The sequence below is a fragment of the Kribbella sp. NPDC058245 genome (assembly GCF_042882005.1).
Classification (GTDB): Bacteria; Actinomycetota; Actinomycetes; order Propionibacteriales; family Kribbellaceae; genus Kribbella.
Genome location: NZ_JBHVWY010000025.1, coordinates 56,839 through 82,432, shown reverse-complemented (window position 1 = coordinate 82,432; position 25,594 = coordinate 56,839). Strand labels below are relative to the sequence as shown.

Below are 25,594 nucleotides of genomic sequence, written 5' to 3'. Positions count from 1 at the left end.
GACAGCAAGAACGGCCGGTACGACGAGAGCGTCGTACCGGCCGTCGTGGTGGTGGCTAGGAGTTCCAGACCTGGAACTCGGAGATCTGGCCGGCGATCCAGCCAGTGTTCGCGGTGATGTTCAGGCGGAAGTAGCGCTGGGTGGTGGCCGGGAAGGTGATGGTCACCGTGTTGTTGCTGCCCGGGGCGAAGGAGTAGCCCGCGGATCCGGCCAGAGTGCTGAAGCTGGATCCGTCGGTGCTGCCGAGGACGGACAGGGTTTCGGTACGCGCTCCCCAGCCGGCCGGCAGCTGCAAGACGATCCGGCTCGCACTGCTGGCAGTACCGAGGTCGACCTGCACCCATTGCGGGAAGGCGTTGTTGGAACTCTCCCAGTACGTCGCTTGGTTGCCATCCGTCGCGTTGGACGACTGGTACACGTCGTTGTGGCTGGACTCGCTAGTGGGCTTGCCCGCCGCGAGATTGGTGCTCGTGCCACCAGCGCCGGTACCGGAGAGGGCGACAGTGGTCGGGCTGTTGGTCGCGTTGCTGTTGATCGTCACCGTCCCGGCGCGGGTCCCGGACGCGGTCGGGCGGAAGCTGACGTTGACCGTGCACGAGGCGTTGACCGCGATGCTGCTGCAGTTGTTGGTCTGCGTGTAGTCGCCGGTGGCCGTGACGCTGGAGACCGTAGCGGCCAGGCTGCCGGTGTTGGTGACCGTGACCGCCTGGGCCGGGCTGGTCGTGTTGAGCGCTTGTGACGCGAAGGTGAGCGAGGACGGGCTCGTACTCAAGGTCGGGGTGTTGATCGGCGACCCGCCACTCGGGTACACCTCGAACTCCGACACCTGCCCGGCCGGCCAACCGCTGTTGCCGGTGATGTTGACCCGCACGTAGCGGGCGTTGGTCGCCGGAACGGTGATGTTCACGACGTTGGCGGGCGAGGTGAACGTGTACGTCGCGGACGCTACCGGCGTGCTGAAGGAGGATCCGTCGGTGCTTGCCTGGACCGACAGGGTCTGCGTGCGCGTACCCCACGCCGACGACGGCGGAAGCTTCAGCGTCACCTTGCCGATGCTGCGCGCTGCTCCGAGATCGACCTGCAACCACTGCGGGAAGGCGTTGTTGACGCTCTCCCAGTAGGTGTTCGCGTCGCCGTCGGTCGCCGTACTGGCTGCCTGCGTGCCGTTGACCTGGCTGCTCGCGGTAGCCGGCTTGCCGAGGGCAAGGTTCGTGTCGGTCCCGACGCCGCTACCGGTCAGGGAGATCGACGTCGGGCTGTTGTTGGCGTTGCTGGTCACCGTCACGCCACCGGCACGTGTTCCCGACGCGGTCGGACGGAAGGTGACGGTGACCGTGCAGGAGGCCCCGACGGCGAGAGTCGTGCAGTTGTTCGTCTGGCTGTAGTCGCCCGTGGTCGCTACACCAGACACGGTGGCGGACGCCGTACCGGAGTTGGTCACTGTGACCGCTTGAGTCGCCGAGGAGCTGCCCACCAGTGTGTCTGCGAAGGACAGGCTGCTCGGGTTCGCGTTGAGGATCGGTCCGGGCGCAACACCCGTGCCGGAGAGCGGGACCGTGCTGGTGACCCCGGCCGCGGTGACCGTCAGGTTGCCCGCCCGGGTGCCTGCCGCCGTGGGGCTGAAGGTGACATTGACCGTGCAGGAGCCGCCAGCCGCGATGCTGGTACCGCAGTTGTTGGTCTGGGCGTAGTCACCGGTGACCGCGACAGAGCCGACCGGCGCTGCCGCCGTACCGCTGTTCGTGACGGTGACCGCCTGCGCCGCACTCGTCGTACCGGTCGCGACCGAGCCGAAGCCGACGGCGGACGGACTGACCGAGATCGACGAACCGTTGTCCGGCAGGTACGGCGGGAACGCGGGCGAGGTGATGTTCGAGCACTGCGCCGGGGCGAAGATGCCCGAGTTACCGCCGCCGTCGGTGAGTGTGAAGCCGACGCCACAGTTGTAGATCGGTCCGGGCGCCTGGGTTCCGGTGGCGGTGCTGTTGGTGATGGTCGCCGAGCCGCCGACCTGCTCCTGGACCACCCAGGTCCCGGTGTTCTGGATCGTCGCGTTGTTGATCTTGACGTTGGTGATGTTCGAGCCCGACACGAACTGGATCGCCTCGAACGGGCTCTGCTGGATCAGGATGTTGTCGACGTTGGTCAGCCCGGTCATCGCACCGTCACGCGCGTCGAACCACAGCGCCCCGACCCCGAAGTTCCAGTTCGGGTCCAGTCCCCCGGACCGGATGATCGTGTTGCGCAGTACGTCGGTCCGCCCGAGCGTTGTCGAGCCGAACCGCTGCGCGACGTGGATCGCGCCACCCTGGGTGAGGCCGGCATCGATCACCCGGTTGTCGGTGACGAAGTTGTCGTGGCCGCCGTAGATGGCGATGCCGTTGGCAAGGATCGGGTACTGCACCGTGTTGTGGTCGAACGAGTCGTTCGCGTCGGCGTTCTGCTCCGCCCAGGTCGCGAGGCCGTCGTCGCCGAGGTTGCGCAGATCGCTGTTGGTGACCTTGGAGTTGGTGACGCCGTTGTGGAAGTTCACCCCGTCGGCCGTCACGTTGCGGATCCGCATCCCGCTGAAGACCAGGTTGGTGAACGGGCCGTCCATCCAGGCGCCGACCTTCTCGTGCTCGATCCATACCCGGTCCACGGTGGAGTTGTTCAGCGCGCCGCCGATGCCGTTCACCTGTGCGCCGTCGTTGCGCTCCTGGACGTCACCGAAGATGGCGAAGTCCGACAGGTGTACGCCACTGCTCGCGTTGGGCGCATAGTTGCCGTAGAAGCCCGGCGCCGCACCGACCACAGTCGAGTGCCACATGCCCGCACCCTTGAAGGTGATGTTGTTCAGGATCAGGTGCCCCGGGATCTTGAACGTCCCCGCCGGAATCCAGACGGTGCCACCAGAGCCCGCCTGGGTCATCGCCGAGTTGAACGCAGCCGTGGAGTCCGCAGCGCCCGTCGCGTCCGCGCCCGTACTCGTCACCGAGACCGAACCGGCCGGCTGGGTCAGCGCACCCGCGACATTCTCGAAGTCGGCGAAGTCGATCGTGTACGACGAAGCCGTGTCCTCGGCGTCGACCTGCACCCGGAACTTCGTACCGGCCGGATAGGTCGTCGGGAACAGCCGGTGCGCCTCGTCGTAGAAGTGGTGCGGGTTGCTGCCCGGCGTGTTCGTGAACGGATAGCCGCCGTAGTACCAGCTGTACGCGTTCGTCAGCGTGAAGTTCGGCTGCTTGGTCCCGTTCACATACAGGGACAGTTGCGGCGTGTAGACCGAGCCGCCCCCGCCGTCCGGAATGCTGTAGCGGAAGACGATCGAGTTCGTCGCCACGGGCGTCGTGAACTCGACGTACTTGCCGCTCCCCTGCAACGTCACTGCTTTGCGGTACGACGCCTCCGCGGCGAGCGTGTTGTACTCGGCGCTCGGGCCGATGACCGTGCCGTTGGTCGACGCGTTCTCCGCCTGCACTTCGACGTACGGCAGGGTTGCACCGACCCCGCCGGAGGCGGCGGCCCACGCGGGCGCGGTGGCCAGGACGGACAGACTGGCGGCGACCAGCGCGCCACAAGCGGCGAGCACGCCGAGGCGGGCGCGTCCACTCCACGATGTGTTTGACCGGAACATGCGCAGCTCTCTCTCGACAAAGGGCGGATAGTCGATGTCGCAGTCCGGAAGGGACTGCAGCGCTGGCGAGACCGTAACGCCGTCGACACATCTACGCAATATCGAGATCGATTACTGCAAGAAAGAGACTCCAGATCAGCGAGGGCTGGTCGCCGCGGCGATCACCGTCGTGAGGCGAGCGTGGAGATCCATCAGGTCATCGACGTCCATGCCCAGGCGCTCGACGATGGCCGGAGGGACCTCAAGCGCTTGCTTGCGAAGCTCTCGGCCTTCCGGAGTCAGGGCGACAGCCAGGGAACGCTCGTCGGTGGTGGAGCGATTGCGATGCAGGAGGCCGGCCGACTCGAGGCGCTTGAGCAGCGGCGACAGGGTCGCGGGTTCCAGTTGGAGCATGCCGGAGAGGTCCTTCACCGAGACCGGCTCGTGCTCCCAGAGCGCGAGCATCACGAGATACTGCGGGTGGGTCAGGCCCATCGGCTCGAGGACCGGGCGATACAGCGCGATCACCGTCCGGGCCGCGACCGCGAGGGCGAAACAGACCTGATGCTCGAGCGCCAGCGGGTTCTCCCCCGGCGTGATCTCCGTCGCTTCCATACGCTGAGTGTAGCAACTTTATGTAGACTAATGATTAGCACACTAAGCAACTGGGAGCGACGATGATCGATCAGACCGAGCGACGCCCGATCCGGCGCCGGCGGACACCGAAGCCGATGAACATCGAGACGGTCCAGCGCTGGGTCGCCTCCGTCATCCTCTTCCACGTCGGCAGCGTCCCCGCGATCACCTTGGCCGTCTACAGCATCGGCGTCGCAGCCGACGACTTCGGCCGCGGCGTCGGCCTCTGGATCATGTCCGGCGTGATCGGCCTGCTCACCGCGGCCGGCATCCTCGCCATCTTCCGCCGCTTCCGGCCGTCCTACGCTGCCTGGCTCCTCGTAGGCCTGCTCCCCACCGCCGTCACCGCCTTTTACATCTTCTGAATCAGAGCCGCGCGAGGGCGCGCCGCAGCGGATCGAGTCCCAGGGATCCGAGGTTGAGGGCGTCGCGGTGGAAGGTGCGGAGGTCGAAGTCGGCGCCGTGCCGTTGCTTGGCCTCGTCGCGCGCCTGCAGCCAGATGCGCTCGCCGAGCTTGTACGACGGCGCTTGGCCGGGCCAGCCGAGATAGCGATTCAGCTCGGCCTGCAGGAACTCGGTCTCCATCCGCGAGTGCGCCCGCAAGAACTCGAACCCCAGCTCGGCATTCCACGTCGATCCCGGATGGAACCCGAACGGATTGTCTCGAGGGATCTCCAGTTCGAGGTGCATGCCGATGTCGACGATCACCCGGGCCGAGCGAAAGCCTTGGGCGTCCAGCATGCCGAACCGCACTCCCGGCTCATCGAGATAGCCGAGCTCCTCCATCAAACGTTCGGCGTACAGGCCCCAGCCTTCACCGTGACCGGAGACCCAGCAGCCGACGCGCTGCCAGCGGTTCAGCAGGTCGGCTCGCAGCATCGTCTGACCGATCTGGAGGTGATGGCCGGGAACGCCTTCGTGGTAGACGGTGGTGACCTCGCGCCAGGTGGCGAAGTCCTCGATGCCGGGCGGCACTGCCCACCACATCTGGCCCGGCCGGGTGGTCAGGTCCTCACTCGGCGGCGTGTAGTAGATGACACCCTCCGAGGTCGGCGCGATCATGCATTCGATGCGGCCGATCTCGGCCGGGATGTCGAAGTGCTTGCCGCCCAACTCCTGGACAGCGCTGTCCGCGAGCTCCTGCATCCAGTCGCGGAACGCCTCCTTGCCATGGATCTTGCGGGCCGGATCCTGATCCAGTACGGCGGCCAGCGCCGGGATACTGCGGTCACCGTCGTTCAGCGCGGCGGCAATGGTCTGCATCTCGCGCTCGATCCGGGCCAGCTCCTGCCAGCCCCAGGCATACGCCTCCTCCAGATCGAGGGCCGCACCGATGTGATCGCGGGAAGCAAGCTGGTACACCTCGCGGCCAACCGCATCCCGGTTCGGCGCCTTCGGCAACAATTCGGTGGTCAGCCAGTCACCGAACTGCCCAAACGCCTTACTGGCCTCGACTGCCGCCGCCTCGATCGCCGAGCCCGGCGCCTTCGCCGTCAATCCAACGAAGTAGTCGTTGCCCTCGGCACCGGTCCAGCTGGCAATCCGATCCGCCAGCACCTTCACCTGCCGCGCCGCCGAGACCCGGCCCGCCGCGGCCTGCTGCAATAGCGTCTCGCGGTACCCGTCGAGCGTCGTACCGACTTGACTCAGCCGGGCGCCAAGCCGCTCCCAGTCCTCGGGAGTCGCAGTCGGCATCAGATCGAAGACCGCGCGAAGCTCGACCGGGACACACGAGATGCCGTTCAGTTCGTACTGCGGGACGCCGGCCTCGTAGCGTTCCAGCCCGAGTTCGATCCGCTCCAGCAAAGCGTCCTTGGCCGTCTCCTCCCGGGACGACGAGACCTCGACGGCCCGCGCTGCGGCGATCGTCGTCCGGTGCAGGTCGATCAGCGCCTCGAAGCCGGCCGGCGACCGGTCCGGCAGCTTGTCGTCGTACCCCTGCATCCCCATCAGCGTCGCGGCGGCGGGCGACAGCTCCGCATGGCTCGCGAGGAAGCGTTCGGAGAGCTCGTCGATCGGGCTGTGTGGTGCCGTCGCATCCGTCATCGGGCGACCGTACCGCCGCCCCGACAGGACCGGAATGCCTTGCTGTGAAGGATTTCCCCGGCTTTGAGGGGGGATCAGAAATCAAGCCAGCGTTGGGGTGAAATGGCCGTCCGGGCACCGAAGGTTTTCCCTCGGATTGCCGGAATCCCGCACCAATCGCTTCCGCATCAGGCGTTTGCATCGCAGGATTCCGGTCAACCGGCCGCCCGCCCAACGCGGCCCGATCCGGAGGAGCGCACCCCCTATGCGATCTCTCATCCCCCGTCCCCGTGCGCTGGCCGTCGTCCTGACCGGCGCGGCGCTTGTCTTCAGCCCGGTGGGTGTTCAGGCCACGGCCAAAGCGCCGGCAGGCCCAGCAAGCGACTGCTTCGTCCCGCCGGCCGGCGCGTCCGCCAAGGGCGGCCACGGCCCGGACACGCGTGACATCAGCGTCGCCGAACAGAAGTCCATCGAGGCCCAGACCGCCCAACTGCTGAAGGCGAAGGCGGCTCGTGGACTGGCCGTGCCGAAGGGCGCGCTGGCCGCGGCGACCGTCCCGGTGTACATCAACGTGATGCGCGATGCCGCCGGCAACGGTGACGTCACGGACTCCCAGATCACGCAGCAGATCGCCGTACTGAACAAGACGTTCGGCGGCCAGGAGTCGTCGTCCGCGGCGAACACCGGCTTCACCTTCACACTGGCCGGCACGTTCCGCTACAACAACAACAACTGGCACAAGGACAAGCAGAGCAGCACGTACCGCAAGCAGACCCGCAAGGGCGGCAAGAACGCCCTGAACATCTGGCTGGTCGACTTCGCCTACCTCGGCATCGCGACCTTCCCGTGGGACTACGCCCAGAACCCCGGGATCGACGGAATCCGGGTCCAGTACACCTCTCTGCCCGGCGGTACGGCGACCAACTACAACCTCGGTGAGACCGCCACCCACGAGGCCGGCCACTGGTTCGGGCTCTACCACACGTTCCAGGGCGGCTGCACGAGCACGAACGACGAGGTCGCGGACACTCCCGCCCAGAGCAGCTCGACCAACGGCTGCCCCGAAGGCCGGGACTCCTGCTCGCTGCCGGGTCTCGACCCGATCCACAACTACATGGACTACTCCTACGACTCCTGCTACACCCAGTTCACCCCGGGTCAGAGCACCCGGATCAGCAACATGTGGACGGCCTACCGCGCCTGACCCCGGTGAGCGGCAGCCGCTCCGGCAGTCACGGAGCGGCTGCTGTCATTCACGAACAGTGAGCGATTTCCCCCTATTCGCTCCCCAAATCGTTACTCTGAGTTGTTGTCTATGGCAACGAAGCGCGCATACTGCTGCTGAGACTTCTTTCCGAATCGAGGCCCAGCATGGTCGCTTTGGCAGGTCGCCGGTCCCGGCTGGGCGGTCTCACCGCTGCGGCCGGGGCGTTGTCGTTGTTGTCCGGCGCGGCCGCGCTGACCGTGCCCGCGTTCGCGTCGGCCGATCCCCCGATGGTTGCCGCAGGCCCCCAAGCCCCCGGCAACAACGGCACGATCAAGATCGAGGGCGCCGACATCCAGAGCGGCCCGCCGGACAACAACCCGCATCAGGGCTGCACGTTCGTGGTCGAGTTCTACAACTACGACGAGGGCGACCTGCACGCGACCGTGCAGTTCGCGGACCAGGCACCGACCGCGAACGGCGGTCTGCACGTGGATTCCGGTGACCTGACTCCCTTCATCGGCGAGGATCCCGCCGGCGGCGGGAATGACCTGGATGCCAAGGTGACCTACACCTTGTCGTTCACCGGTCAGCCGCATCCGCAGCAGGGCTACCACGTGAAGATCACCGTGCACGCCGAGGGTTCCATCGGCGCCGACACCAAGCACAAGGTCTTCTGGGTCGAGGGTTGCACCCCGCCGACCACCCCGCCCACAACCCCGCCCAGCACTCCCCCGTCGACCCCGCCCAGCACTCCCCCGAGCACTCCCCCGAGCACCCCGCCGAGCACCCCACCCTCGACTCCCCCCAGTACGCCGGTCACGACCCCTGCGACCACCCCGACCAGTTCAGTTCCGACGACCACCGGCGGGCACAGCACGTCGACCAGTCCGACCACTACGCGCGTGACGACGGACTCGCCGTCACCGGGTGTGCCGACGGCGGTCGATGCAGGCCTCGGCGGCGATCCAGCTAGTCGCCCAGCCGACAGCGGTCCCTCATCGCTCCTCGGTGGCGGTCTGCTCGTGGCCGGCGGTCTGCTCCTCGCTGCAGGAGCCGCGATTGTCCTCAGGCGACGAGGACGGCACAGTAGCTGAGGTGAGGAAAGCCCGGCGCCGCGGTCGACCCGCCCCACTTCGGTGGGGAGGGTCGATCGCTCTGGCCGGTGTCGCCCTCGCTGTCGTCGGCGGCTACCTGCAGTTCGGCGACCGAGCCGGCGCCGCCGCTCCCGCCACGACCGCTCCCGACATCACCGCGACGACAACCCCACCGGTCCCACACCACGCGCCACCAGCTACCACTCGGACCGTCCGCCCAACGCCGACCCGCCAGCCAGTTGCCCGACCGGGTAAGCCCGTGCGGCTGACCATTCCACGCTTGCAGGTATCAGCCGCCGTACTGGGAATCGCCACTGAACAAGGGGCGCTGATCCCGCCGTCGAACCCGCGGAAGCTGGGCTGGTGGTCCGGTGGGGCTCAACCGGGAGCACGCCTCGGTTCTGCGGTCATCACAGGCCACACCGTGCACACCGGCGGCGGCGCGTTCGACAACCTCGAACAGCTCCAGCCGGGCGACACCGTCAGCGTGACCACGAGTCGCGGCGACCTCAGCTATCGCGTCACGACCGTCACGACGTACCGCAAGCAGGCCCTGGCGAAGAGCGCGGCACGCGTCTTCGATCAGACGGTCCAGGGCCGCTTGGTCCTCATCACCTGCGAAGACTGGAATGGCAAGGTCTATCTCAGCAACGCCGTCGTCATCGCCCAGCGAACCTCCTGATCAGAGGGTGCTCAGCTTCGTTCCGTCGATGGCCCAGTAGCCGTTATTGCCGCCGGTCAGGTGCCAGCTGACGCGAACCTTCGTGGCGCCATATCGCCAGGACTACCTGAGCCCGGCCTCAGCCTGCCCAGACGTCTTCGAGGTAGCGATCGGTGCTGAGCAGGTCCTGCAGCCAGGCATCGGCGGCGGCTAAGTCGGCACCGGTCTGCTCCTGGTAGATCGCGATGAAGGCTGCGCGGACGGCCGGCGCCATCCCCCGGCCGTCGCCGCAGACGTAGATCCGCGCGCCCTGGTCGAGCAGCCGCCACACATCGTTGCCATCGGCCCGGATCCGGTCCTGGACATACTGTCCGTCGGCTCGGGAGAAGGCCGGTCGCATCGAGACGGCTCCGGCGCGTTCGGCCGCTTCGAACTCGTCTCGGTGCACGTAGTCCACCTCCGGGTGCCGAGCACCGAAGAAGCACAGTGCCTCGGCCTGCTCACCACCGCGCGCCAACCGGTCGCCGATGAACCCGCGGAACGGCGCGATCCCGGTCCCGGCTCCGACCATGATCACCGGTACGTCGGCCGCCGGCGCCCGGAACGCCTCGCGGGCCGGCTCGACCCGAGCGCGGATCTGATCCCCCGGCTCGATCTCGGCCAGGTAGTACGACGAGATGCCGCGGAAGGTTCCGCGCCCGCTGGTCGCCGGTCCGGACAGTACGCCGACGATCAGCTCGACCTCGCCCGGGCTGCTGATCGACGACGAGGAGATCGAGTAGTGCCGGGGCTGGATCGGAAGCAGCAGCTCCAGGAAGTCGGCCGCCGACAGACCGCAGGCTCGGTATTCCTCCAGCAGGTCGAGCACACTGCGACCGGCAACGTCCTCCGGCGACAGCGCTTCGAGAGCGTGCCGTTCGGGCGGGCAAGGGTTGCTCTCGGCAAGGATCGCGACCTGGGCCGCGGTGGCCGGGTTCTGCAGCTCGGTGAAGTGCGTGAGCAGCTGCCGGATCGTCACCGGTCGGTCGACCGGGAGCGCTCGGCGGGTCTTGTGTCGTGCACTGACCGCCACCACGAGATCGAGGTCGAGCCCGAACCGCGCCGCGACCCGGTCGACGAGATCGGCCGGGTTGTCCGGTACGACGGTCAGGTGGTCGCCAGTCCGGTACGTCGTTCCCTCCGGCAACCGAATCCGCAGGTACCGCTTCGAGCGGCCCAGTGGGTTGTCAACGGCAACCAATTCGGAGTTGGCGAGCACGGTCATCGGCTCCACCTCGTACCGCGCATCCAGGGCCGCCGTGATCGGACCGGTCAGCACGCGAACGTCGTACAGGCGATCGGTCGGCTCCTCGGGACGCGCTCCGCCGTCGCCGTACTCGGCCAGCACCTGGTTCCACCAGGAGGTCGTCCAGGTCTCGATGTCCCCGTCGAGATCACCGGAGGCGTCTGACTCACCACGGTCGACGAAGCGGACCGCGCCAAGCTCGGCCATCCGGTCGTCGATCAGCGTGGGAACAACCTGGTACGTCGCCGCCCAGTTCCGGTCGCCGATGCCGAGAACGCCGTACCGGACGCCGGTCAGATCCGGACCGGTCTCGAGCCAGTCGACGAACGCCGCGGCGTCATCGGTCGGCTTGCCGTTGTACGACGCCGCCACGATCAGCACGGGCCGGTCGGTCGGCAACGCGCCAACCGCGCTGTCCAGCGATCCGGTGCTAGCGGTGAAGCCGCGGTCTTCACTCTCGTCACCGAGTTGCCGCGCGAGCGCCCGGCAGGTGCCGAGGTTAGACCCATGCAACACCGTCAGCCCAGTCCCGGCCTTCGCCCGACCGGCCACGCGACCGGCCGCCTCAACCACAGCGGGTGCCTCGACGACCACGCGCTCCGCGGCAGTACGCCGTACCAGCTTGAGCTCGAAGCCTTCTGGCTTGAGAGTCAGCGTCTCCTTGACCTTGAGCTGGTAGTCGGCGTCGTCGCGCAGCCGGTAGCGGTGGATGAGCAGACCGAGCAACAGCGTCGCCTCGTGCAGCGCGAACTGGCGCCCGATGCAGGCGCGCTCGCCGGTGCCGAACGGCTTGAAGGCGTGCACCGGCCGCGCCTTGACCTGCTCGGGGCTGAAGCGCGACGGGTCGAACGCCTCGACGTTGTCACCCCACACCGGGTCGCGGTGCAGAGCCGGAGCCAGTACGACGAGCCACTGTCCCTTCCGCATGGGGTACTTCCCGCCGAGCGTCGTGTCGACGACGGCCTCGCGCACAAAGGCACCGGCGGTCGGCCACAACCGCAGGGCCTCGTTCAGGATCTGGCGGACGTAGCGAAGCTTGCCGATGTCCTCGAACGTCGGCTGCGGATCGGTGTCAGCACCCCAGAGCGCGTCGACCTCGGCCTGGGCCAACTGCAGGACGGCTGGGTTCTTCGCCAGGTAGTACAGCGCGAACGACAAGGCGCCGGACGTCGTCTCGTGACCGGCGATCAGGAACGTGATGACCTGGTTGCGGATGTTGATCTCGTCGAGCCGCTCCCCCGACTCCGGGTGCGGCGCGTTCAGCATCAGCCCGAGCAGGTCGCCGGTCGAGGTGTCGCCGCTGTCCTTCCGTGCGCGCACCACCTCATCGACCACGCTCGCCATGAACTCGGAGTCCTTGGCGAACTGCGCGTCGGCGCCGCGGTTCAGTACCGGGCCGATCCACGGCACCTCGCGGCTCTTGGCCTGCGCATGCGCCAGCGCCCGAACCATCGCCTCCACGAACGGGTGCGGCTCTGCGGTCTCGAATGATCCGAAGTCGTAGTTGAACCCGGTCAGGCCGATCGTGTCCAGCGTCAACCGGGTCATGTCGTCGGTGACCCCAACGGATCGGCTGTCCGCCGCGGCGCCGTCCCAGGCCGCGATCAGGCGGTTCGCCACCTCCAGCATCGCGGGGTGGTAACTGCGGATCGACTGTAGCGCGAAGGCCGGCAGCAGGATGTCGTGAGCGAGCTGCCAGTTCGGCTCGTCGTTGTACGCCGTGAACAGACCGTCGCCCGCGACGCCGCGGATCCGGTCCAGGGCCGGCGCGACGTGCTTGGCGAAACGGGTGTCGTCCGACAGCTCGGCGACCAGGTCCGCACCGGAGACGATCACCACGTCGCGACCGAAGAACCGCTTGCTGAAGATCGGCCCGAGCTCGCGCGCGAGCCGGGTGTTGTCCTGGATCGGGGTCTGGCTGGTCGCCGCGACGAGATCACCGACGACCGGGACCCGGCCGGGTGGGTGCGGCATCCCGGTCGTATCGATCGTGTCGGCGGTGTTCGTCATCACAGGCTCCTTCGCTCGATGTCCTACCTCCAGCGTCGACCCACCCCGACGCACAGTGAGCGAATGGAGCTACTAGATTTAGTAGCAAATGGACGATGCAGCCGCGTGGCGCAACAGATTCATGACCCTGCTGGACCGGCTCCCGACGCCGACCGGCCTCTGCCTGGGCGACGGCGTACTGGTCGACGTCAACCCAGCTTTCGCCCAACTGCTCGGTACGACGCCGATGAAGCTCCGGTCGCGTGTGGTCGACGACCTGCTGGAGCCGAAGGACGTGCACGAGTACGAACGCGTTCTCGGCAGCCTGCGCACCCGTCGCCGCCGCCGCGGTGATCTCGCGGTTCGCTGGTCGGGCGGCACCGGCATCCTGACGATTCAGGTGCTGACCAACCAGAGCCCGACGGTGCTGCTGCTGACGCTGGTGACCACACCGATCGAGAGCGCCGACGTACCGGAGCTGTCCGAACGCGAGCTCGCCGTCCTCCGCCTCACCGCCGGCGGCGCCACCTCGGCGCAAGCAGCACACCAGCTCGGCCTTACCGCGGACGGCGTCAACTACCACCTCAACCGCCTGCTCGATCGCTTCCGCGTACCGAACCGCGTCGCCCTGATCGCCCGCGCCTACTCGCTAGGCATCTTCGACCCCACCGCCTGGCCGCCCCGCTGACAAGAAGCTCTGAGCTAGCTGCTTACTTGGTGGCCAGCAGTGCGGCGACGTTCTGGCCGGTGAGCTGAGCCGACTGGGGGTTCTGGCCGGTGACCAGACGGCCGTCGACGACTGACTGGGCGGACCAGTTCTCCGCTGCGTGGTGGATGGCGCCGCGTGACGTGAGCTTGTCTGCCAGCAGGAACGGCACGACGTCGGTCAGGCCAACGGCCTCTTCTTCGGCGTTGGTGAAACCGGCCACGTTCTTGCCGTCGACGAGGTAGGTGCCGTCGGACAGCTTGAGGTTGACCAGGGCAGACGGACCGTGGCAAACGGCCGCGACGACACCGCCGCGCTCGTAGATGTCGGCGGCGAGCTTCAGGAGGTCGTCGGCGTGCGGGAAGTCCCACATCGTCCCGTGACCACCTGCGAAGAGGACGGCGTCGTACGCCGAGGCATCCAGGTCGGCCGCAACCGGGGTGTGGTCGAGGTCGACGTTCGCCAGGAACTTCTGCTGGGTCGGGTCGGCCTCGTCCACGCCGTCAGCCGGCGGGCGGCCGCCCTTGACCGAGACGAGGTCGACGTCGAAGCCGGCCTCCGTGAAGACCTCCCAGGGCTCGGCCGCCTCGGAAACGTAGAAGCCGGTCGCCCGGCCGGTATCGCCCAGCTCGGAGTGGCTGGTGAGAGCAATCAGTACGCGTGTCATGTCTCGATCCTGCCGCTACCAGGCATCAAAGACCAATAGGCATGCCTGGAGGAAGGCATAAGATTGCTGATGTGTCGCTCGACCTGCTCCGCACCTTCCTCGCCGTCCACCGGGCCGGCTCGATCACCGGCGGCGCGCAGTCCCTCGGCCTGTCCCAGCCGACGGTGACTGCGCAGCTCAAGAGTCTCGAACGCCAACTCGGCCATCCGCTCTTCGACCGGTTGCCTCGCGGCGTCCGCCCGACCAGCGCCGGCAACGAGCTCGCCCGCCGCATCGCCGACCCGATCGACACCCTGCAGGGTTTGCTGCGCGCCGAGCTCGACGATCCCGCCGAGACCACTGTTCACCTCGGCGGCCCCTCGGATTTCCTCTCCCACCAGGTACTCCCAGCACTCGCCGGGCAGATCGCCGCTGGTCTCCAGGTGCGGACGACATTCGGACTACCTGACGGCCTGCTCGACCGCCTCCAGGCCCGCAGCCTCGACCTCGTCATCAGTTCAACCCGGCCACGCCTACCCGGCCTGCGTGCGGTTCCGTTCTACGACGAGACCTTCGCACTGGTCGCCGTGCCCCGCTGGGCCAACTCTGCAGACCGCCTGAACACCATCCCGCTCATCGCGTATGCGGACGAGGCGCCGATCATCCGCCGCTACTGGCGCACGGTCTTCAACACCCGACTCACCCGTACGCCGGATGTCGTGGTTCCCGATCTCCGTGGCGCACTGGCCACCGCTCTGGCGGGCGCCGGGGCAACGGTCCTGCCCACCTACCTCTGCGCCGAGCCCCTGCGGACCGGCGAGCTCGTGCTGCTCGCCGAACCCGAACTGCCGCCGCTCAACACACTCTTCCTCACCACCGGCCCCGATCCCTCCGCCACCACCATGGCGGTCCGCGACCAGCTGCTCCAGCAGATTTGAACGTGTTCAACTCTGCTGTTACCGTCGACTTGTGAAAATCGTGCTGCCCGGTGGGACCGGCCACATCGGATCGTTTCTGAGCCGGTACTTCGCAGGCCAAGGTCATGAGGTCGTGGTGATCGGCCGATCCTCAGAGGTGCGTTGGGACGGGCGGACGCTCGGCCCGTGGGCAGCAGAACTCGACGGCGCTGACGCGGTGATCAACCTCGCCGGCCGGAGCGTCAGTTGCCGTTACACCCCGGCGAATCTGCAGGAGATGATGGATTCGCGAGTCGACTCGGCCCGCGTCGTCGGCGAGGCGATCGCAGCCGCGAGTGCGCCTCCGCGTGTCTGGATGCAGATGAGCACGGCCACGATCTACGCCCACACGTACGGCGCCGCCCACGACGAAACGGGCACACTCGGAGGCGCCGAGCCCGGCGTACCGGCGTACTGGAAATACAGCGTCGACATCGCCACCGCGTGGGAGGCAGCACAAGAACAGGCCCGTACGCCGAACACTCGGAAGGTGGCGCTGCGGACGGCGATCGTGATGTCGCCGGATCGCGGCGGGGCGTTCGACATCTTGCGACGGATGGCGAAGCTCGGACTGGGCGGGCCGATCGCGGGCGGGCGTCAATACATATCCTGGCTACACGAGACCGACATGGCCCGTGCGCTGACTTTCCTTCTGGACAACGAGCTTAGCGGTCCAGTGAATCTGGCGGCACCCCATCCGCTCCCCCAGCGCGACTTCGTTCGCGCGCTCCGGCGAGCAGTCGGGATGCCGATCGGACTGCCGTCGGCCAAATGGATGACAGAGCTAGGGGCATTCGCCCTACGCTCGGACACCGAGCTGCTGCTCAAGAGCCGGCACGTCGTACCGGGCCGGCTTCTGGAGGCAGGCTTCACGTTCGAGTTTCCGGACTGGCAGGGGGCAGCGGCGAATTTAGTTGCTACCAGCAACGATGGGTACGAAGGGTAGCCAGTACAGCACGGACGGGTCTACGATCGGGGCCGCCGCAGCTGGGACGGCGGTGTTCGAACAAGCGTTTTTATTGTGTGCAAAGGGTTTCGCCCCGTGGTGATTTTCGAGACTATTGGGTCCGATTCACCGGTTTCGGCCTGCTGGGCCGGGGGTATCTCGGAGGGATCGAAGGACCGCAAGACTCGGGGATTGGATCGGGAGGGAACCTGCACCCGATGGATGCGCACGCCCTGCAAGACAGTTGGGACCAGGTCACCAAGCACGGAGAGCAGGTACCGCTCTACTTCTACTCGCATCTGTTCGTCTCGCATCCCGAGGTGCGGCCGATGTTTCCGCTCTCGATGTCGCACCAGCGCGACAAGTTCGTCGGTGCGCTCGGCCGGATCGTCAGTCACGCCGACCAGCTCGACAAGGACGCACCGTTCCTGCGTCACCTCGGGCGCGACCACCGCAAGTACGCCGTACAGGCTGCGCACTACGACGCGGTGGGGGCATCCCTGTGCGCGACGCTGATGCACTTCCTCGGAAACGCCTGGGACGCGGACCTGGCCGCGGACTGGACGGCGGCGTACCAGGTCGTCGCGCGGTTGATGGTCGAGGCCGCGGAGACGTCGTCGGAGACCAGCCCGGACTGGTGGGACGCCGAGGTGCTCGTGGCCGAGCGGCGGACGATGGACCTCACGCTGCTCACCGTGCGGCCCCGGAGCCCGTTCCGGTACCGGCCCGGCCAGTCGATCTCGATGGAGATCCCGCAACGACCACGGCAGTGGCGGTACTTCAGTCCGGCCAACGCTCCGCGTCCGGACGGCTCGATCGATCTGCACGTCCAGCAGATCGACGGCGGCCAGGTGAGTCCGGCGGTGGTGCGGTCGCTGAAGGCCGGTGACGTCGTGAAGCTGGGCGCACCGGTCGGCGAGCGGCTCACGCGGCGGGATGGGGACCCGAAGGATCTCCTGCTGGTCGCGGGAGGAACCGGTCTCGCGCCACTGCTCGCCGTACTGGAAGAGATCGATCTGGAGTGGCAGCGGGAGGGAATCGGGCCGATGGTCCACCTGCTGCACGGGGTCCGGATGCCGTGGCATCTCTACGATCGCCCGCGGTTGCGCGAGGTCGCTCGGACGCGACCGTGGTTCGACTACACCGAGGTCGTGTCCGACGACATGTCCTATCCCGGCACCCGCGGGAAGGTCGGCACGGTCGCGGCCCGGCAGCATCTGTTCGGGCGGACGGCGATGGTGTGCGGCGGCCCGCAGATGGTCGCGCACACGCTGGAGCAACTGGCCGCGGCCGGTATGCAGCCCGAGCACATCAGGTACGAGCACTTCTACTACGCGGCCGCGGGCGAGCATGCCGACGGGCCAGGTCAGGAGACATCCAGTGACGATCAAGCACCGCCACCACAGCTCGCCGTACCAAACACCGCAATCGATCCGGTCCGAAGCCTTTCGGCGGAAGATGCGCGGGCTCGACGCCGCCAAAGTCTACGGATACCTCGATCTGCTGGCTGATCAGGTGCAGACCGCCGAGCACGACCTCAGGGAAGCGCAGGCACGCAACGAACGGCTGCTGGCCGAGCTGCAGCGCGGGCGCGCGGAGGCACAGCGGCTGCGGGCGGAGATCGAGCACCACGAGCAGGCCGGCAGCCGGGTGAACGAGCAGGTCGTGCAGATGTTCAGCCAGGCCCAGCTCGTGGTCGAGGAGATGGTGCAGGACGTCAGCCGGGATGCCCGCGAGCGGATCGGTCATGCCCGCGAACACGAGCGCAAGATTGTCGCGGCGGCCATGGACACGGCCGGCGAAGAGGTCCGGACGTACGCGCAGCATGCCCAGGCACAGATGCAGTCGATCGTCGCCTCGTTCGCCAGTGAGGTCGAACAGCTCGGCAGCACGCCGACTTCCCCCGGCTCGGCCTGAGCCATGAGCCTGGCTTGGCGGAAGGCCCCGCGCACCGGCCGACTGGCTTCAGCAGGTCCGGGACGGGTCCGGGCGAGGCGCGATCACGCCGTGCCCCGGCCCGCTCCCGAACCACGCCTCGACAGCGCCGACATCGCACTGGTTCAGGCCGCGGCCGAAGAGTTCCTGCTGCTCTTCCAGGCCGAGACGCACCCGGCCGAGTCACTGGGACCGCGGATCGTCGCGGTGATGCGCGAGATCGAGCGAACCGGGACCTACTGGCAGACGCCGGAAGAGCTGGTCTTCGGCGCACGGGTCGCCTGGCGCAACAACGCGCGCTGTATCGGCAGGCTCTACTGGCAAAGCCTGCAGGTCCGCGACCTGCGGGCGGTCTCCGATGCCGGGACCGTCGCCGCGCACTGCTTCGACCATCTGCGCACCGCCCACAACGGCGGGAAGATCCGGCCGATGATCAGCGTGTTCGCTCCCGAGACGCCGACGCGGCCGGCCCCCCGGATCTGGAACGAGCAACTGATCCGGTACGCCGGTTATGACCTTCCGGACGGTCATGTCGTCGGCGACCCGCGCTATCGGGAGTTCACCAGCGAGCTCATCCAGCGCGGCTGGCAACCGCCCGATCGGCCGGGATCGTTCGACGTACTCCCCCTCGTGGTGGAGACGGTCGAGGAGGGACCACGGCTGTTCCAGTTGCCCGGGTCCGCCGTGCACGAGGTTGCGCTCGAGCATCCCGAGCTTGCGTGGTTCGCCGACCTCGGGCTGCGGTGGCACGCCGTACCGGTGATCAGCAACAACCGCCTCGACATCGGCGGTGTCTCTTACCCGGCTGCGCCCTTCAACGGTTGGTACATGGGAACCGAGATCGGCGCCCGCAACCTTGGCGACAGCGACCGCTATGCGTTGGTCCCTGAGGTCGCAGCGCGCATGGGTCTCGACACCTCGAGCGAAGCAACGCTGTGGCGGGACCGGGCCTTGATCGAGCTCAACCGCGCTGTGCTGCACTCCTTCCAGGCAAACGGTGTGAGCATCACTGATCACCACACCGAGTCCCGCCGGTTCCTGGTCCACCTCGAGCGGGAGGAGCGAGCAGGCCGGAAATGTCCGGCCGACTGGACCTGGATCGTGCCGCCGGTCTCCGGCTCACAGACACCGGTCTTCCATCGCCACTACGACACGGAGGATCAGGTCCCGAACTTCTTCGCCGATCCCGATGCCGCCCGCAGAGCCTTGTACGGCGGGCCGCCCGCCTTCCGCTGAACCGTGCTGGGGCTGACCTAGGAGGGTGGCCAGAAGTACTAGGTGGGTCGGGCAGGTTCGTTCTGGTGGTCGAGTCGCGCGGCGCTGAGCACGCTTAGCGTCGTGAGTAACGACAAGGAGGAACCATGAACGAGAAACCGACCTGGCCCGCCGACGAGCCCTGGTACCAATTCACGCCGAGGAACCTCGGCACGGGATATCTCACCCTGGCGGCGGCTGGGCTGCTGCTGGTCTGGAGCGGGGTGGAGCTGACGCGGGGCGGGCTCGGCACCGGCCAGACGGTGTTGTTCGCCATCATCGCGGTCTGCGGGCTGGTGATGCTGTTCCAGTCGGCGTTCGGGCTGAAGAAGTTGCTCCGTCGGCGCAACCAGCAGGGCTGATGTCCGGAACGGCCCCGGCGGTGCGTGGTGGCGTTCGCCGGGGCCTGGGGGGAGCAGGCATGCTGGTGTTCGTGAACCCGCGGACTCCGATGATCCTGGAGATCGTCGCCTTGGCACTGGCCATCGCGGCGGACACAGTGATCGTGCTGGTGACGCCGCCGGCGCAGCCCGGCCTGCTGGCGGGGTTGTTCACCGCGCTCACGCCGGCGATCGGGCTCGGCGCGGCAGCACTCGCCGTACTGCGTCGTCGCTTCGATCGGGTGAAGTTGCTGACGGCAATTGTCGCCGGGGCGTCGTTGCTCGTCACCGCGCTCACTGTGCTGGCGGATCAGCTCGGCGAATCGATTCGGGCCCAGCCGCCGGTGACCGAAGTGCTCGCGCTCGCGATCCTCTGCGGTGCAGCCTGCCATCGCGCGGCGGCACGCACGATCGTTCCGCTCGTCCTGCTCAGCGGGGTTGCGATGACCACCGCTCCCCTGCTTCGGTTCGGACCGACCACCTCGTGGGCGCTGCTCGCCGTACCGGCTGCGCTGTTGTGGGGTGGCAGTGTCGGCACCGGGCTCGTGTTGCGCGACGCGACCGGCCGGGCCGAGGCTGCCGCCGAGACCGCGCGCAGCTCCGAACGGCTGGCGCTCGCGCGCGAACTCCACGACTTCGTCGCCCACCACGTGACCGGTATGACGGTCCTCGCCCAAGGTGCACGAGTTGCCGCGGGCAAGGATGTCGACACCGAGGTGTACGCCGAGATCGAGCAGGCGGGTCTCGAGGCGCTGACCGAGATGCGCCGGGTCGTCGGCATGCTGCGCACCGACCCGGAGGCCGACGCTACGGACGGCGTCGCGCTCGTCCCGCGGCTGGTCGACGCACGTGGGGTCGACCCGCGGATCCGCATCCACGCCGCGGATCTCCGGCTGCCGAAGCCGGTCGTCGACGCCGCACACCGGATCGTGGTCGAGGCGGTCACCAACGCCCGCCGGTACGCCGTACCGGAGTCGGCGATCGTCATCGAGGCGGCCGTCGAGACTCGTGGAGTGCTTCGCGTGTTGGTGGTTCGGGTCGTCAACCAGCTGATGGCGGATGCTGTGCGCGGAAACGGGTACGGCTTGACCGGCATGACCGAACGCGCGGAGCGGATCGGCGGTACGTTGACAGCCGGTCCGGTCGACGGCGATCAGTGGCAGGTCGTCGCTTCCCTGCCGGTCGGATAGTTGAGCCGGTCGGATAGTCGAGCCGGTTGGCTAGTCGAGCCGGTCGGATAGTCGTGCAGGTTGGATGGGAGAGCTGATGGTGCGGGTGGTCTTGGCCGACGACCAGGCGATGGTACGGCGGGGATTCCGGCTGATCCTCGAGTCGGCGGGCAACGAGGTCGTGGGCGAGGCAGCCGACGGCGAGGAGGCCGTCCGGGTCGCCCGGGAGCTGCGGCCGGACGTCGTACTGATGGACATCCGGATGCCGCTCATCGACGGCCTGCAGGCGACCAGGCTGCTCGCCGGTCCCGAGGTCGTCGAGCCGCTGCGCGTGGTAGTCGTCACCACCTACGACATCGACGAGAACGTGTACGCCGCTCTGCGCGCCGGCGCCTGTGGATTCCTGGTCAAGGACGCCGGCCCCGGCCTGCTCATCGAGGCGGTCGAGGCAGCGGCGCACGGAGAGTCCCTGGTCTCACCGTCGGTCACGACCCGGCTGCTCGAACACTTCACCCGCTCGGCACCGATCGAACCGGCCGCCCATCCGCTCACCGAGCGGGAGGCCGACGTCGTACGGGCTGTAGCCCGCGGTCGCACCAACAACGAGATCAGCGACGAACTGGTCGTCTCACTCTCGACCGTCAAGTCGCACCTCGCGAGCGCCCAGCGCAAGCTCGGTCTGCGCAACCGCACCGAGCTCGCCATCTGGGCCTGGGAGAACCACCTCGTCGGCTGACACCACAATCGTGCCGGCCGCGAGATCACCCACCCGCTGCCGGTGCGGCGTACACAAGATCACCACGAGCGCGACGACGGCCCAGACCAGCCCGTCCACCACCCAGAGCACATACCGGATCAGGTAGTGCGTGACGCCCGGTGCCGACCCGTCGAGCCGGATCACCTTCAACCGCGTCATCCGCATCCCCAGCGTGGAACCGCCGGTCCGCGATGGCAGGACGACCTCGTTCAGGACTGCCGCCACCACAAGCCCGCCGACCCACGTCCCCGCAGCCGCCTGAGCGACCGGATCCGCCGCCACACCCAGCTTCTGCAACACGATCACCACCGGGATGGCCAGCACGAATCCCGTTGCCACCGACAACAACCGGTCGATCAGCCCCTGCACCACCCGCCGCCCGACGGACGCGGTCCCTGCCTGCTTCTCGGCAACCATGCCCCCATCATCGCAGCAGCTCGATCCGCGCTTTCGCGCGGCGAAGGTTGTACCACTGCAGGACGATCACGATCGCGAAGCAGACGATCGTGACGATGGTCCAGCGACTGCCTCCGAACGCCAACGACACGATCTGGAGCACGAGGTTCAGACCGAACACGATGAAGAACAGCCACCGGAGGCGGTGCGCCCGGGTGTAGAACTTCGTCGTGAGCTCGAGCGCGGCCGCCCGGATCCGCGGATCGCTCGGCACCGGCCCCTTCCACGCGGCCCGCCGTACCTGCTTCCACTCCTCCTCCGGCACCTGCTCGAAAGCCTGCAACTGCTCGCGACGCTGCTTCCGGGTCGCCAACGCAATCAACGGACCCAGGATCACCCCACCAGCGACCGCCATGATTGTCATGAAGCGCCAAGACTCGTCATCGAACGCGCCGACGACGACGCACATCAGGGCGAACAGCCCACCGAACAGCAGCGCGATCACCCAACTCGGCGCACGCAACAGGAACTTCTGCATCTCTCCCCCTCCGACCGGTGCAGCTTGCCAGGTCGATACCCCCAGCTGCCAGTCGGAGAACCTGCAACAACCTGCAAGTTGAGGCGCTGCCCCCACGGCTTGCTGACCGACTAACGTCCGAGGAATCGCCGACCACGCCCCGCGAGTCTTCGGACGCTAACGCGACATCCGCCCGAATTCCCCCAAGCACTCAACCTGCCTGAGGCGCCACCACCTTCACCGGCTTGGCTCGGAGGTTCAGTCGAGGCCGTTTGGCGGTCGGGTGGCACGACCGCTGGGGTAAGCGACTCGGCCAGCAACGTCTGCTTGTGGCTGAGGTCTGCTGCGGCCGATCAAAGACGGATGGCTGGGCGACGCCGTGGCTGAGGTGGGCGGTGCGGTCGGCGACCGGCTTCGCGTTGCCTCGGGCTCGCGGGCTGTGGTTGCGCCTCGGGACAGACGCCGCCTTGCAACAGCGCTCGCCTACAACCCCGTACTGACCATCAACGTCCGAGGAATCGGCGACGACGCCCGGCGAGTTTTCGGACGTTAGCGCGGTGTCCGCCCCAGTGACGCCGACGGCGGCCCCTAACCACCCCGCCTCTGCGGGGCACCCCACGAGCCAGCGGACATCTCTCCACCCCGGCGCGCTTCGGTCCAGTACACCCAGGTCCACCTGTACACGGACTGGTCCGCCAGCTCCCGTCGGTCGCGCGCTCCAACTCCCGTACGCCGCAGCCCGCGTCCGCAGCCGGTGGCCACTGCAGTCGCAGTCGCCGCCTGACCCGGCCCCGCAGTGGGTTCCGGGTCGTGACCTACAGGGGTCAGCCACGCGGGCGTGGCTGAGGGTTCCGCGAGGTGGTGGGCGGGCAGTGACCGGGGCGGGTGTGGTTTACGTTGCCGCTGCGGGACTGGCATCGGCCCAGGGATCACGGTAATTGGGAGTCAGCGAGATCAGCCGCTCTCGGAAGGCTTCGCGGGCAGCGGCCAACTCCGGGTCGGGCACGGTACTGGCGGTGGGGAGCCGGTCGGGCGGCCAGTGCACCGGGTTGCTACTAACACCGGGCCTGCCCACACGGGCATCGGCGCTGCCCGTGCTGGCGCTCGCGCTGTTCGCGGTGGGGTCGTTGTTGTTGTGACTGTGGGCAGGGGTGGCCCAGGCAAAGACCGCGGCCAGGTCAGCGGGGGCGGTTAGGGGTGGGTCGGCCCAGGCTGGACGTGTCACCTCGACTACCCCGTCGCTGGTGATGGAGATGGCCCATTGGCCGTTGTGGACGGCGCGGTGGTGGGCGGCGCAGAGCAGGGCGAGGTTGTGGAGGCTGGTGGGGCCGCCGTCGGCCCAGTGGATCAGGTGGTGGGCGTGGCACATCCACGGTGGTGCCTTGCACACGACGCAGCCTTTGTCGCGTTTGTTCAAGGCCCGGCGGAGGTATCTGTTCACGAACCGTTGCTCGGTGCCGACATCCAGCGGCTGGGAGTCGCCGCCGAGAACGATGGGCAGGATCGCGGCGTCACAGGCCAGCAGCCGCACCGCTGAGGCGGACAGGTTGCCTCCGAACACCATTTCACCGACCGCACCCGACGATCCGAGCGCACCCACACCATCCGGTGAACCGACTGCGCCCGTCGTGCCGGCCATGCCGACCGGGTCCGTCGTACCGGTCGCGCCCGCCTCAGCTGTCGTGTTGGGCGTGCCGGGCCTATGCGACGTACCGGCCGCGTTCGCGCTGTCGGTTGTGCTGGGTGTACCAGTCGGACCGGGCGCACTTGTCGACCCGGTCCCGCCGGTCGGGGTGGGTGCGGGGGTGTTGGTGGCGGCGGCTTCGGTGACTGTGCCGAGGTGGGTTTTGAGGTCGTTGAAGTCGATGGTGACGGTGATGTGGGGTACTCCCGGATGGTCCGGGTTGCCTGCGGCGGCGTCCAGGATCCCCTTGAAGGAGTCGACCTGGCGAACCTCCAGCGGCCGCGGGTCGCGTTCTCCGTCGATCGTCTTGTGCGGTTTGGCGCCGGCGTGGATCTGGGTGAGCAACTGTTCGCCGCTGGCACCGGCCACGAACCCCGAGAACTTGACCCCGCCGTCGACCTGCCGCACCCGCAGCGATTCTTTCGCACGGGCCTCGTCCTCGGCGGGTTCAGCACCGTCGGTGTCCAGTCGCGCCAGGACCTCCTGACCGAACTTGGTGAGTTCGCGCGGGTTGGAGATCCGGGCAGCATTGACCATCTGCTGTTCGGCGACCTCGAGTACGTCGACCGGGACCGAGGCGGGTGCCTTCTCCAGGGTCGTGACGATCACCTTGGCCAGCGCAGGATCCAGGACCGCCGGATGGGCCGGGTCGGTGGGGTCGGGCAGCGCGTCCACCACGGCCGGGTACTTGCCGAGGGCGCCAGAGAACTTGAGGTCTTTGCGGACGTCGCCGGGGTTGAGCCGGTACCGCTGTGACACGAGTTCGACGGTGTCGCGGGCGCCGAGTTCTTGGGCGGTGCCCATCTCGTCCAGCCGCCCCGTGAGCTGCAGTTCATAGGTGTTCAGCAGGGCCTTGGCGGCGTGCACGTTGTCGAGGTTGGTCAGCAGTTCGCTGCCACTCTGCATGCACACCGGGCGCATCGCCAAGATCTCCATACCGAAAAGCATAGCCACGCCCACCGACAGTTTCCGAGCCGAGAAGCCCTTATTTACAACGGATGTGTGGGCAGTTTTGTGGGCTGATTGCCCGTTCAACTTGCCCACACCTGCCCATGACGTTATCCGGTACTTTTTCGTCACCTGGACCCGAAAAGTCACCAATTAGCGCAAGACCCCTCGAACATCACGTACCTCAGCCACAGCCCGGAAGCCCAGGCAACGCCCAGCCAGGTCGCCGACCGCACCATCCCCCTCAGCCAGCTACCTGCCGCGCCCGAAGGCTTCAGTGGCCGCCGCCATCGGCGGCCGAGCCGCGCCAACCACCGGGGGCTTGAACAAGAAATGGTGAGTGTGGACAGGTCATAGCTTGTTCACGCCCCCCACAGGGGGTGCACCCCTCGACACGCGGCCAGTCGTCCAGCCGAACAGACGGGTGGCTGCTGGGTGCGTTACTGGTGAGTTTTTCGTCGCCTGGACCTGAAGAACTCACCCGTAGCGCAAAGGTCTGAGCGTCCCGTGCCTTAGCCACAGCCCGGAAGCTCAGGCAACGCCCAGCCTGGTCGCCGACCGCACCATCCCCCTCAGCCAGCTACCCGCCGCGCCCGAAGGCTTCAGTCGACCGCCGCCAGGCGGCCGAGCCGCGCCAACCACCGGGGGCTTGAACAAGAAATGGTGAGTGTGGACAGGTCATAGCTTGTTCACGCCCACCACAGGGGGTGCACACCCCCGACACGCGGCCAGTCATCCACCCCGAGCAGACGGGTGGCTGCTGGGCGCGTTAGTGGTGAGTTTTTCGTCGCCTGGACCCGAAAATCTC

The 25,594-nt window shown here is 67.6% G+C and carries 21 protein-coding genes; 13 read left to right on the top strand and 8 right to left on the bottom strand.

Annotation, left to right across the window (positions count from 1 at the left end):
• Positions 1–55 precede the first annotated feature (55 nt).
• Positions 56–3,616 carry a choice-of-anchor D domain-containing protein gene (locus ACFVWG_RS39340; protein ID WP_391548616.1) on the bottom strand — a complete coding sequence of 1,187 codons (3,561 nt, stop codon included), beginning with the start codon at positions 3,614–3,616 and terminating at the stop codon, positions 56–58.
• A 135-nt stretch (positions 3,617–3,751) separates the two neighbouring features.
• Entirely contained in the window at positions 3,752–4,210 is a 459-nt protein-coding gene (locus ACFVWG_RS39335; RefSeq protein ID WP_391548615.1) for a MarR family winged helix-turn-helix transcriptional regulator, read from the bottom strand.
• A gap of 62 nt (positions 4,211–4,272) precedes the next feature.
• On the opposite strand from ACFVWG_RS39335, the gene ACFVWG_RS39330 reads away from it, so the two are divergent.
• Positions 4,273–4,596: a hypothetical protein gene (locus ACFVWG_RS39330; protein WP_391548614.1), complete on the top strand. Its 324-nt coding sequence runs from the start codon at positions 4,273–4,275 to the stop codon at positions 4,594–4,596.
• A gap of 1 nt (position 4,597) precedes the next feature.
• Here the strand turns inward: ACFVWG_RS39330 and ACFVWG_RS39325 are convergent, their stop codons facing one another.
• Positions 4,598–6,277, bottom strand: a complete 1,680-nt coding sequence (locus ACFVWG_RS39325) for a DUF885 domain-containing protein (RefSeq protein ID WP_391548613.1) — start codon at positions 6,275–6,277, stop codon at positions 4,598–4,600.
• Between the two features lie 244 nt (positions 6,278–6,521).
• On the opposite strand from ACFVWG_RS39325, the gene ACFVWG_RS39320 reads away from it, so the two are divergent.
• The 3 genes from ACFVWG_RS39320 (at position 6,522) to ACFVWG_RS39310 (ending at position 9,239) form a co-directional block, all read left to right on the top strand.
• Positions 6,522–7,460, top strand: a complete 939-nt coding sequence (locus ACFVWG_RS39320) for a zinc metalloprotease (protein WP_391548612.1) — start codon at positions 6,522–6,524, stop codon at positions 7,458–7,460.
• Positions 7,461–7,627: 167 nt separating this feature from the next.
• Entirely contained in the window at positions 7,628–8,557 is a 930-nt protein-coding gene (locus ACFVWG_RS39315) for a hypothetical protein (RefSeq protein WP_391548611.1), read from the top strand.
• Position 8,558: 1 nt separating this feature from the next.
• A complete protein-coding gene (locus tag ACFVWG_RS39310; RefSeq protein WP_391548610.1) occupies positions 8,559–9,239 on the top strand; it encodes a class F sortase in 681 nt (226 codons plus the stop codon).
• A gap of 118 nt (positions 9,240–9,357) precedes the next feature.
• Here ACFVWG_RS39310 and ACFVWG_RS39305 read toward each other — a convergent pair whose 3' ends face one another.
• Complete coding sequence (locus ACFVWG_RS39305; protein WP_391548609.1) at positions 9,358–12,513, bottom strand: bifunctional cytochrome P450/NADPH--P450 reductase; 3,156 nt, start codon at positions 12,511–12,513, stop codon at positions 9,358–9,360.
• Between the two features lie 88 nt (positions 12,514–12,601).
• Here ACFVWG_RS39305 and ACFVWG_RS39300 point away from each other — a divergent pair, with 88 nt between their 5' ends.
• Positions 12,602–13,180: a LuxR C-terminal-related transcriptional regulator gene (locus ACFVWG_RS39300; RefSeq protein ID WP_391548608.1), complete on the top strand. Its 579-nt coding sequence runs from the start codon at positions 12,602–12,604 to the stop codon at positions 13,178–13,180.
• Between the two features lie 22 nt (positions 13,181–13,202).
• On the opposite strand, the gene ACFVWG_RS39295 is transcribed toward ACFVWG_RS39300, so the two are convergent.
• On the bottom strand, positions 13,203–13,865 hold the full coding sequence (locus tag ACFVWG_RS39295) for a type 1 glutamine amidotransferase domain-containing protein (RefSeq protein WP_391548607.1): 663 nt from the start codon (positions 13,863–13,865) through the stop codon (positions 13,203–13,205).
• A 71-nt stretch (positions 13,866–13,936) separates the two neighbouring features.
• Between ACFVWG_RS39295 and ACFVWG_RS39290 the strand changes: the two genes are divergently transcribed.
• The 8 genes from ACFVWG_RS39290 (at position 13,937) to ACFVWG_RS39255 (ending at position 21,220) form a co-directional block, all read left to right on the top strand.
• A complete protein-coding gene (locus tag ACFVWG_RS39290; protein WP_391548606.1) occupies positions 13,937–14,782 on the top strand; it encodes a LysR family transcriptional regulator in 846 nt (281 codons plus the stop codon).
• Between the two features lie 31 nt (positions 14,783–14,813).
• On the top strand, positions 14,814–15,746 hold the full coding sequence (locus tag ACFVWG_RS39285) for a TIGR01777 family oxidoreductase (protein WP_391548605.1): 933 nt from the start codon (positions 14,814–14,816) through the stop codon (positions 15,744–15,746).
• A gap of 218 nt (positions 15,747–15,964) precedes the next feature.
• Positions 15,965–17,257 carry a globin domain-containing protein gene (locus ACFVWG_RS39280; RefSeq protein ID WP_391548604.1) on the top strand — a complete coding sequence of 431 codons (1,293 nt, stop codon included), beginning with the start codon at positions 15,965–15,967 and terminating at the stop codon, positions 17,255–17,257.
• On the top strand, positions 17,205–17,663 hold the full coding sequence (locus tag ACFVWG_RS39275; RefSeq protein ID WP_391548603.1) for a hypothetical protein: 459 nt from the start codon (positions 17,205–17,207) through the stop codon (positions 17,661–17,663). The genes ACFVWG_RS39280 and ACFVWG_RS39275 overlap by 53 nt, the downstream gene beginning before the upstream one ends.
• A gap of 90 nt (positions 17,664–17,753) precedes the next feature.
• The gene (locus ACFVWG_RS39270) at positions 17,754–18,917 is read left to right on the top strand and encodes a nitric oxide synthase oxygenase (RefSeq protein WP_391548602.1); all 1,164 of its coding nucleotides are present in this window, start codon (positions 17,754–17,756) and stop codon (positions 18,915–18,917) included.
• A gap of 125 nt (positions 18,918–19,042) precedes the next feature.
• Positions 19,043–19,297: a hypothetical protein gene (locus tag ACFVWG_RS39265; RefSeq protein WP_391548601.1), complete on the top strand. Its 255-nt coding sequence runs from the start codon at positions 19,043–19,045 to the stop codon at positions 19,295–19,297.
• A gap of 59 nt (positions 19,298–19,356) precedes the next feature.
• A complete protein-coding gene (locus tag ACFVWG_RS39260; RefSeq protein ID WP_391548600.1) occupies positions 19,357–20,505 on the top strand; it encodes a sensor histidine kinase in 1,149 nt (382 codons plus the stop codon).
• A gap of 73 nt (positions 20,506–20,578) precedes the next feature.
• Positions 20,579–21,220, top strand: a complete 642-nt coding sequence (locus ACFVWG_RS39255; RefSeq protein ID WP_391548624.1) for a response regulator — start codon at positions 20,579–20,581, stop codon at positions 21,218–21,220.
• Here ACFVWG_RS39255 and ACFVWG_RS39250 read toward each other — a convergent pair.
• The 3 genes from ACFVWG_RS39250 to ACFVWG_RS39240 all read right to left on the bottom strand — a co-directional run bounded on the left by ACFVWG_RS39250 (position 21,113) and on the right by ACFVWG_RS39240 (position 24,774).
• Positions 21,113–21,658, bottom strand: a complete 546-nt coding sequence (locus tag ACFVWG_RS39250) for an RDD family protein (protein ID WP_391548599.1) — start codon at positions 21,656–21,658, stop codon at positions 21,113–21,115. The genes ACFVWG_RS39255 and ACFVWG_RS39250 overlap by 108 nt on opposite strands.
• Before the next feature lie 7 nt (positions 21,659–21,665).
• Positions 21,666–22,175: a hypothetical protein gene (locus ACFVWG_RS39245; protein ID WP_391548598.1), complete on the bottom strand. Its 510-nt coding sequence runs from the start codon at positions 22,173–22,175 to the stop codon at positions 21,666–21,668.
• Between the two features lie 871 nt (positions 22,176–23,046).
• On the bottom strand, positions 23,047–24,774 hold the full coding sequence (locus ACFVWG_RS39240; RefSeq protein ID WP_391548597.1) for a DUF222 domain-containing protein: 1,728 nt from the start codon (positions 24,772–24,774) through the stop codon (positions 23,047–23,049).
• Positions 24,775–25,594: the final 820 nt, after the last annotated feature.

Bases quoted from the DNA above. Each gene is read 5' to 3' on its own strand.
- ACFVWG_RS39245 (WP_391548598.1), bottom strand. From the start codon at position 22,175: ATGCAGAAGTTCCTGTTGCGTGCGCCGAGTTGGGTGATCGCGCTGCTG.
- ACFVWG_RS39340 (WP_391548616.1), bottom strand. From the start codon at position 3,616: ATGTTCCGGTCAAACACATCGTGGAGTGGACGCGCCCGCCTCGGCGTG.
- ACFVWG_RS39305 (WP_391548609.1), bottom strand. From the start codon at position 12,513: ATGACGAACACCGCCGACACGATCGATACGACCGGGATGCCGCACCCA.
- ACFVWG_RS39300 (WP_391548608.1), top strand. From the start codon at position 12,602: ATGGACGATGCAGCCGCGTGGCGCAACAGATTCATGACCCTGCTGGAC.
- ACFVWG_RS39275 (WP_391548603.1), top strand. From the start codon at position 17,205: ATGCGCGGGCTCGACGCCGCCAAAGTCTACGGATACCTCGATCTGCTG.
- ACFVWG_RS39260 (WP_391548600.1), top strand. From the start codon at position 19,357: ATGCTGGTGTTCGTGAACCCGCGGACTCCGATGATCCTGGAGATCGTC.
- ACFVWG_RS39250 (WP_391548599.1), bottom strand. From the start codon at position 21,658: ATGGTTGCCGAGAAGCAGGCAGGGACCGCGTCCGTCGGGCGGCGGGTG.
- ACFVWG_RS39325 (WP_391548613.1), bottom strand. From the start codon at position 6,277: ATGACGGATGCGACGGCACCACACAGCCCGATCGACGAGCTCTCCGAA.
- ACFVWG_RS39295 (WP_391548607.1), bottom strand. From the start codon at position 13,865: ATGACACGCGTACTGATTGCTCTCACCAGCCACTCCGAGCTGGGCGAT.
- ACFVWG_RS39240 (WP_391548597.1), bottom strand. From the start codon at position 24,774: ATGGAGATCTTGGCGATGCGCCCGGTGTGCATGCAGAGTGGCAGCGAA.
- ACFVWG_RS39315 (WP_391548611.1), top strand. From the start codon at position 7,628: ATGGTCGCTTTGGCAGGTCGCCGGTCCCGGCTGGGCGGTCTCACCGCT.
- ACFVWG_RS39280 (WP_391548604.1), top strand. From the start codon at position 15,965: ATGGATGCGCACGCCCTGCAAGACAGTTGGGACCAGGTCACCAAGCAC.
- ACFVWG_RS39265 (WP_391548601.1), top strand. From the start codon at position 19,043: ATGAACGAGAAACCGACCTGGCCCGCCGACGAGCCCTGGTACCAATTC.
- ACFVWG_RS39330 (WP_391548614.1), top strand. From the start codon at position 4,273: ATGATCGATCAGACCGAGCGACGCCCGATCCGGCGCCGGCGGACACCG.
- ACFVWG_RS39320 (WP_391548612.1), top strand. From the start codon at position 6,522: ATGCGATCTCTCATCCCCCGTCCCCGTGCGCTGGCCGTCGTCCTGACC.
- ACFVWG_RS39335 (WP_391548615.1), bottom strand. From the start codon at position 4,210: ATGGAAGCGACGGAGATCACGCCGGGGGAGAACCCGCTGGCGCTCGAG.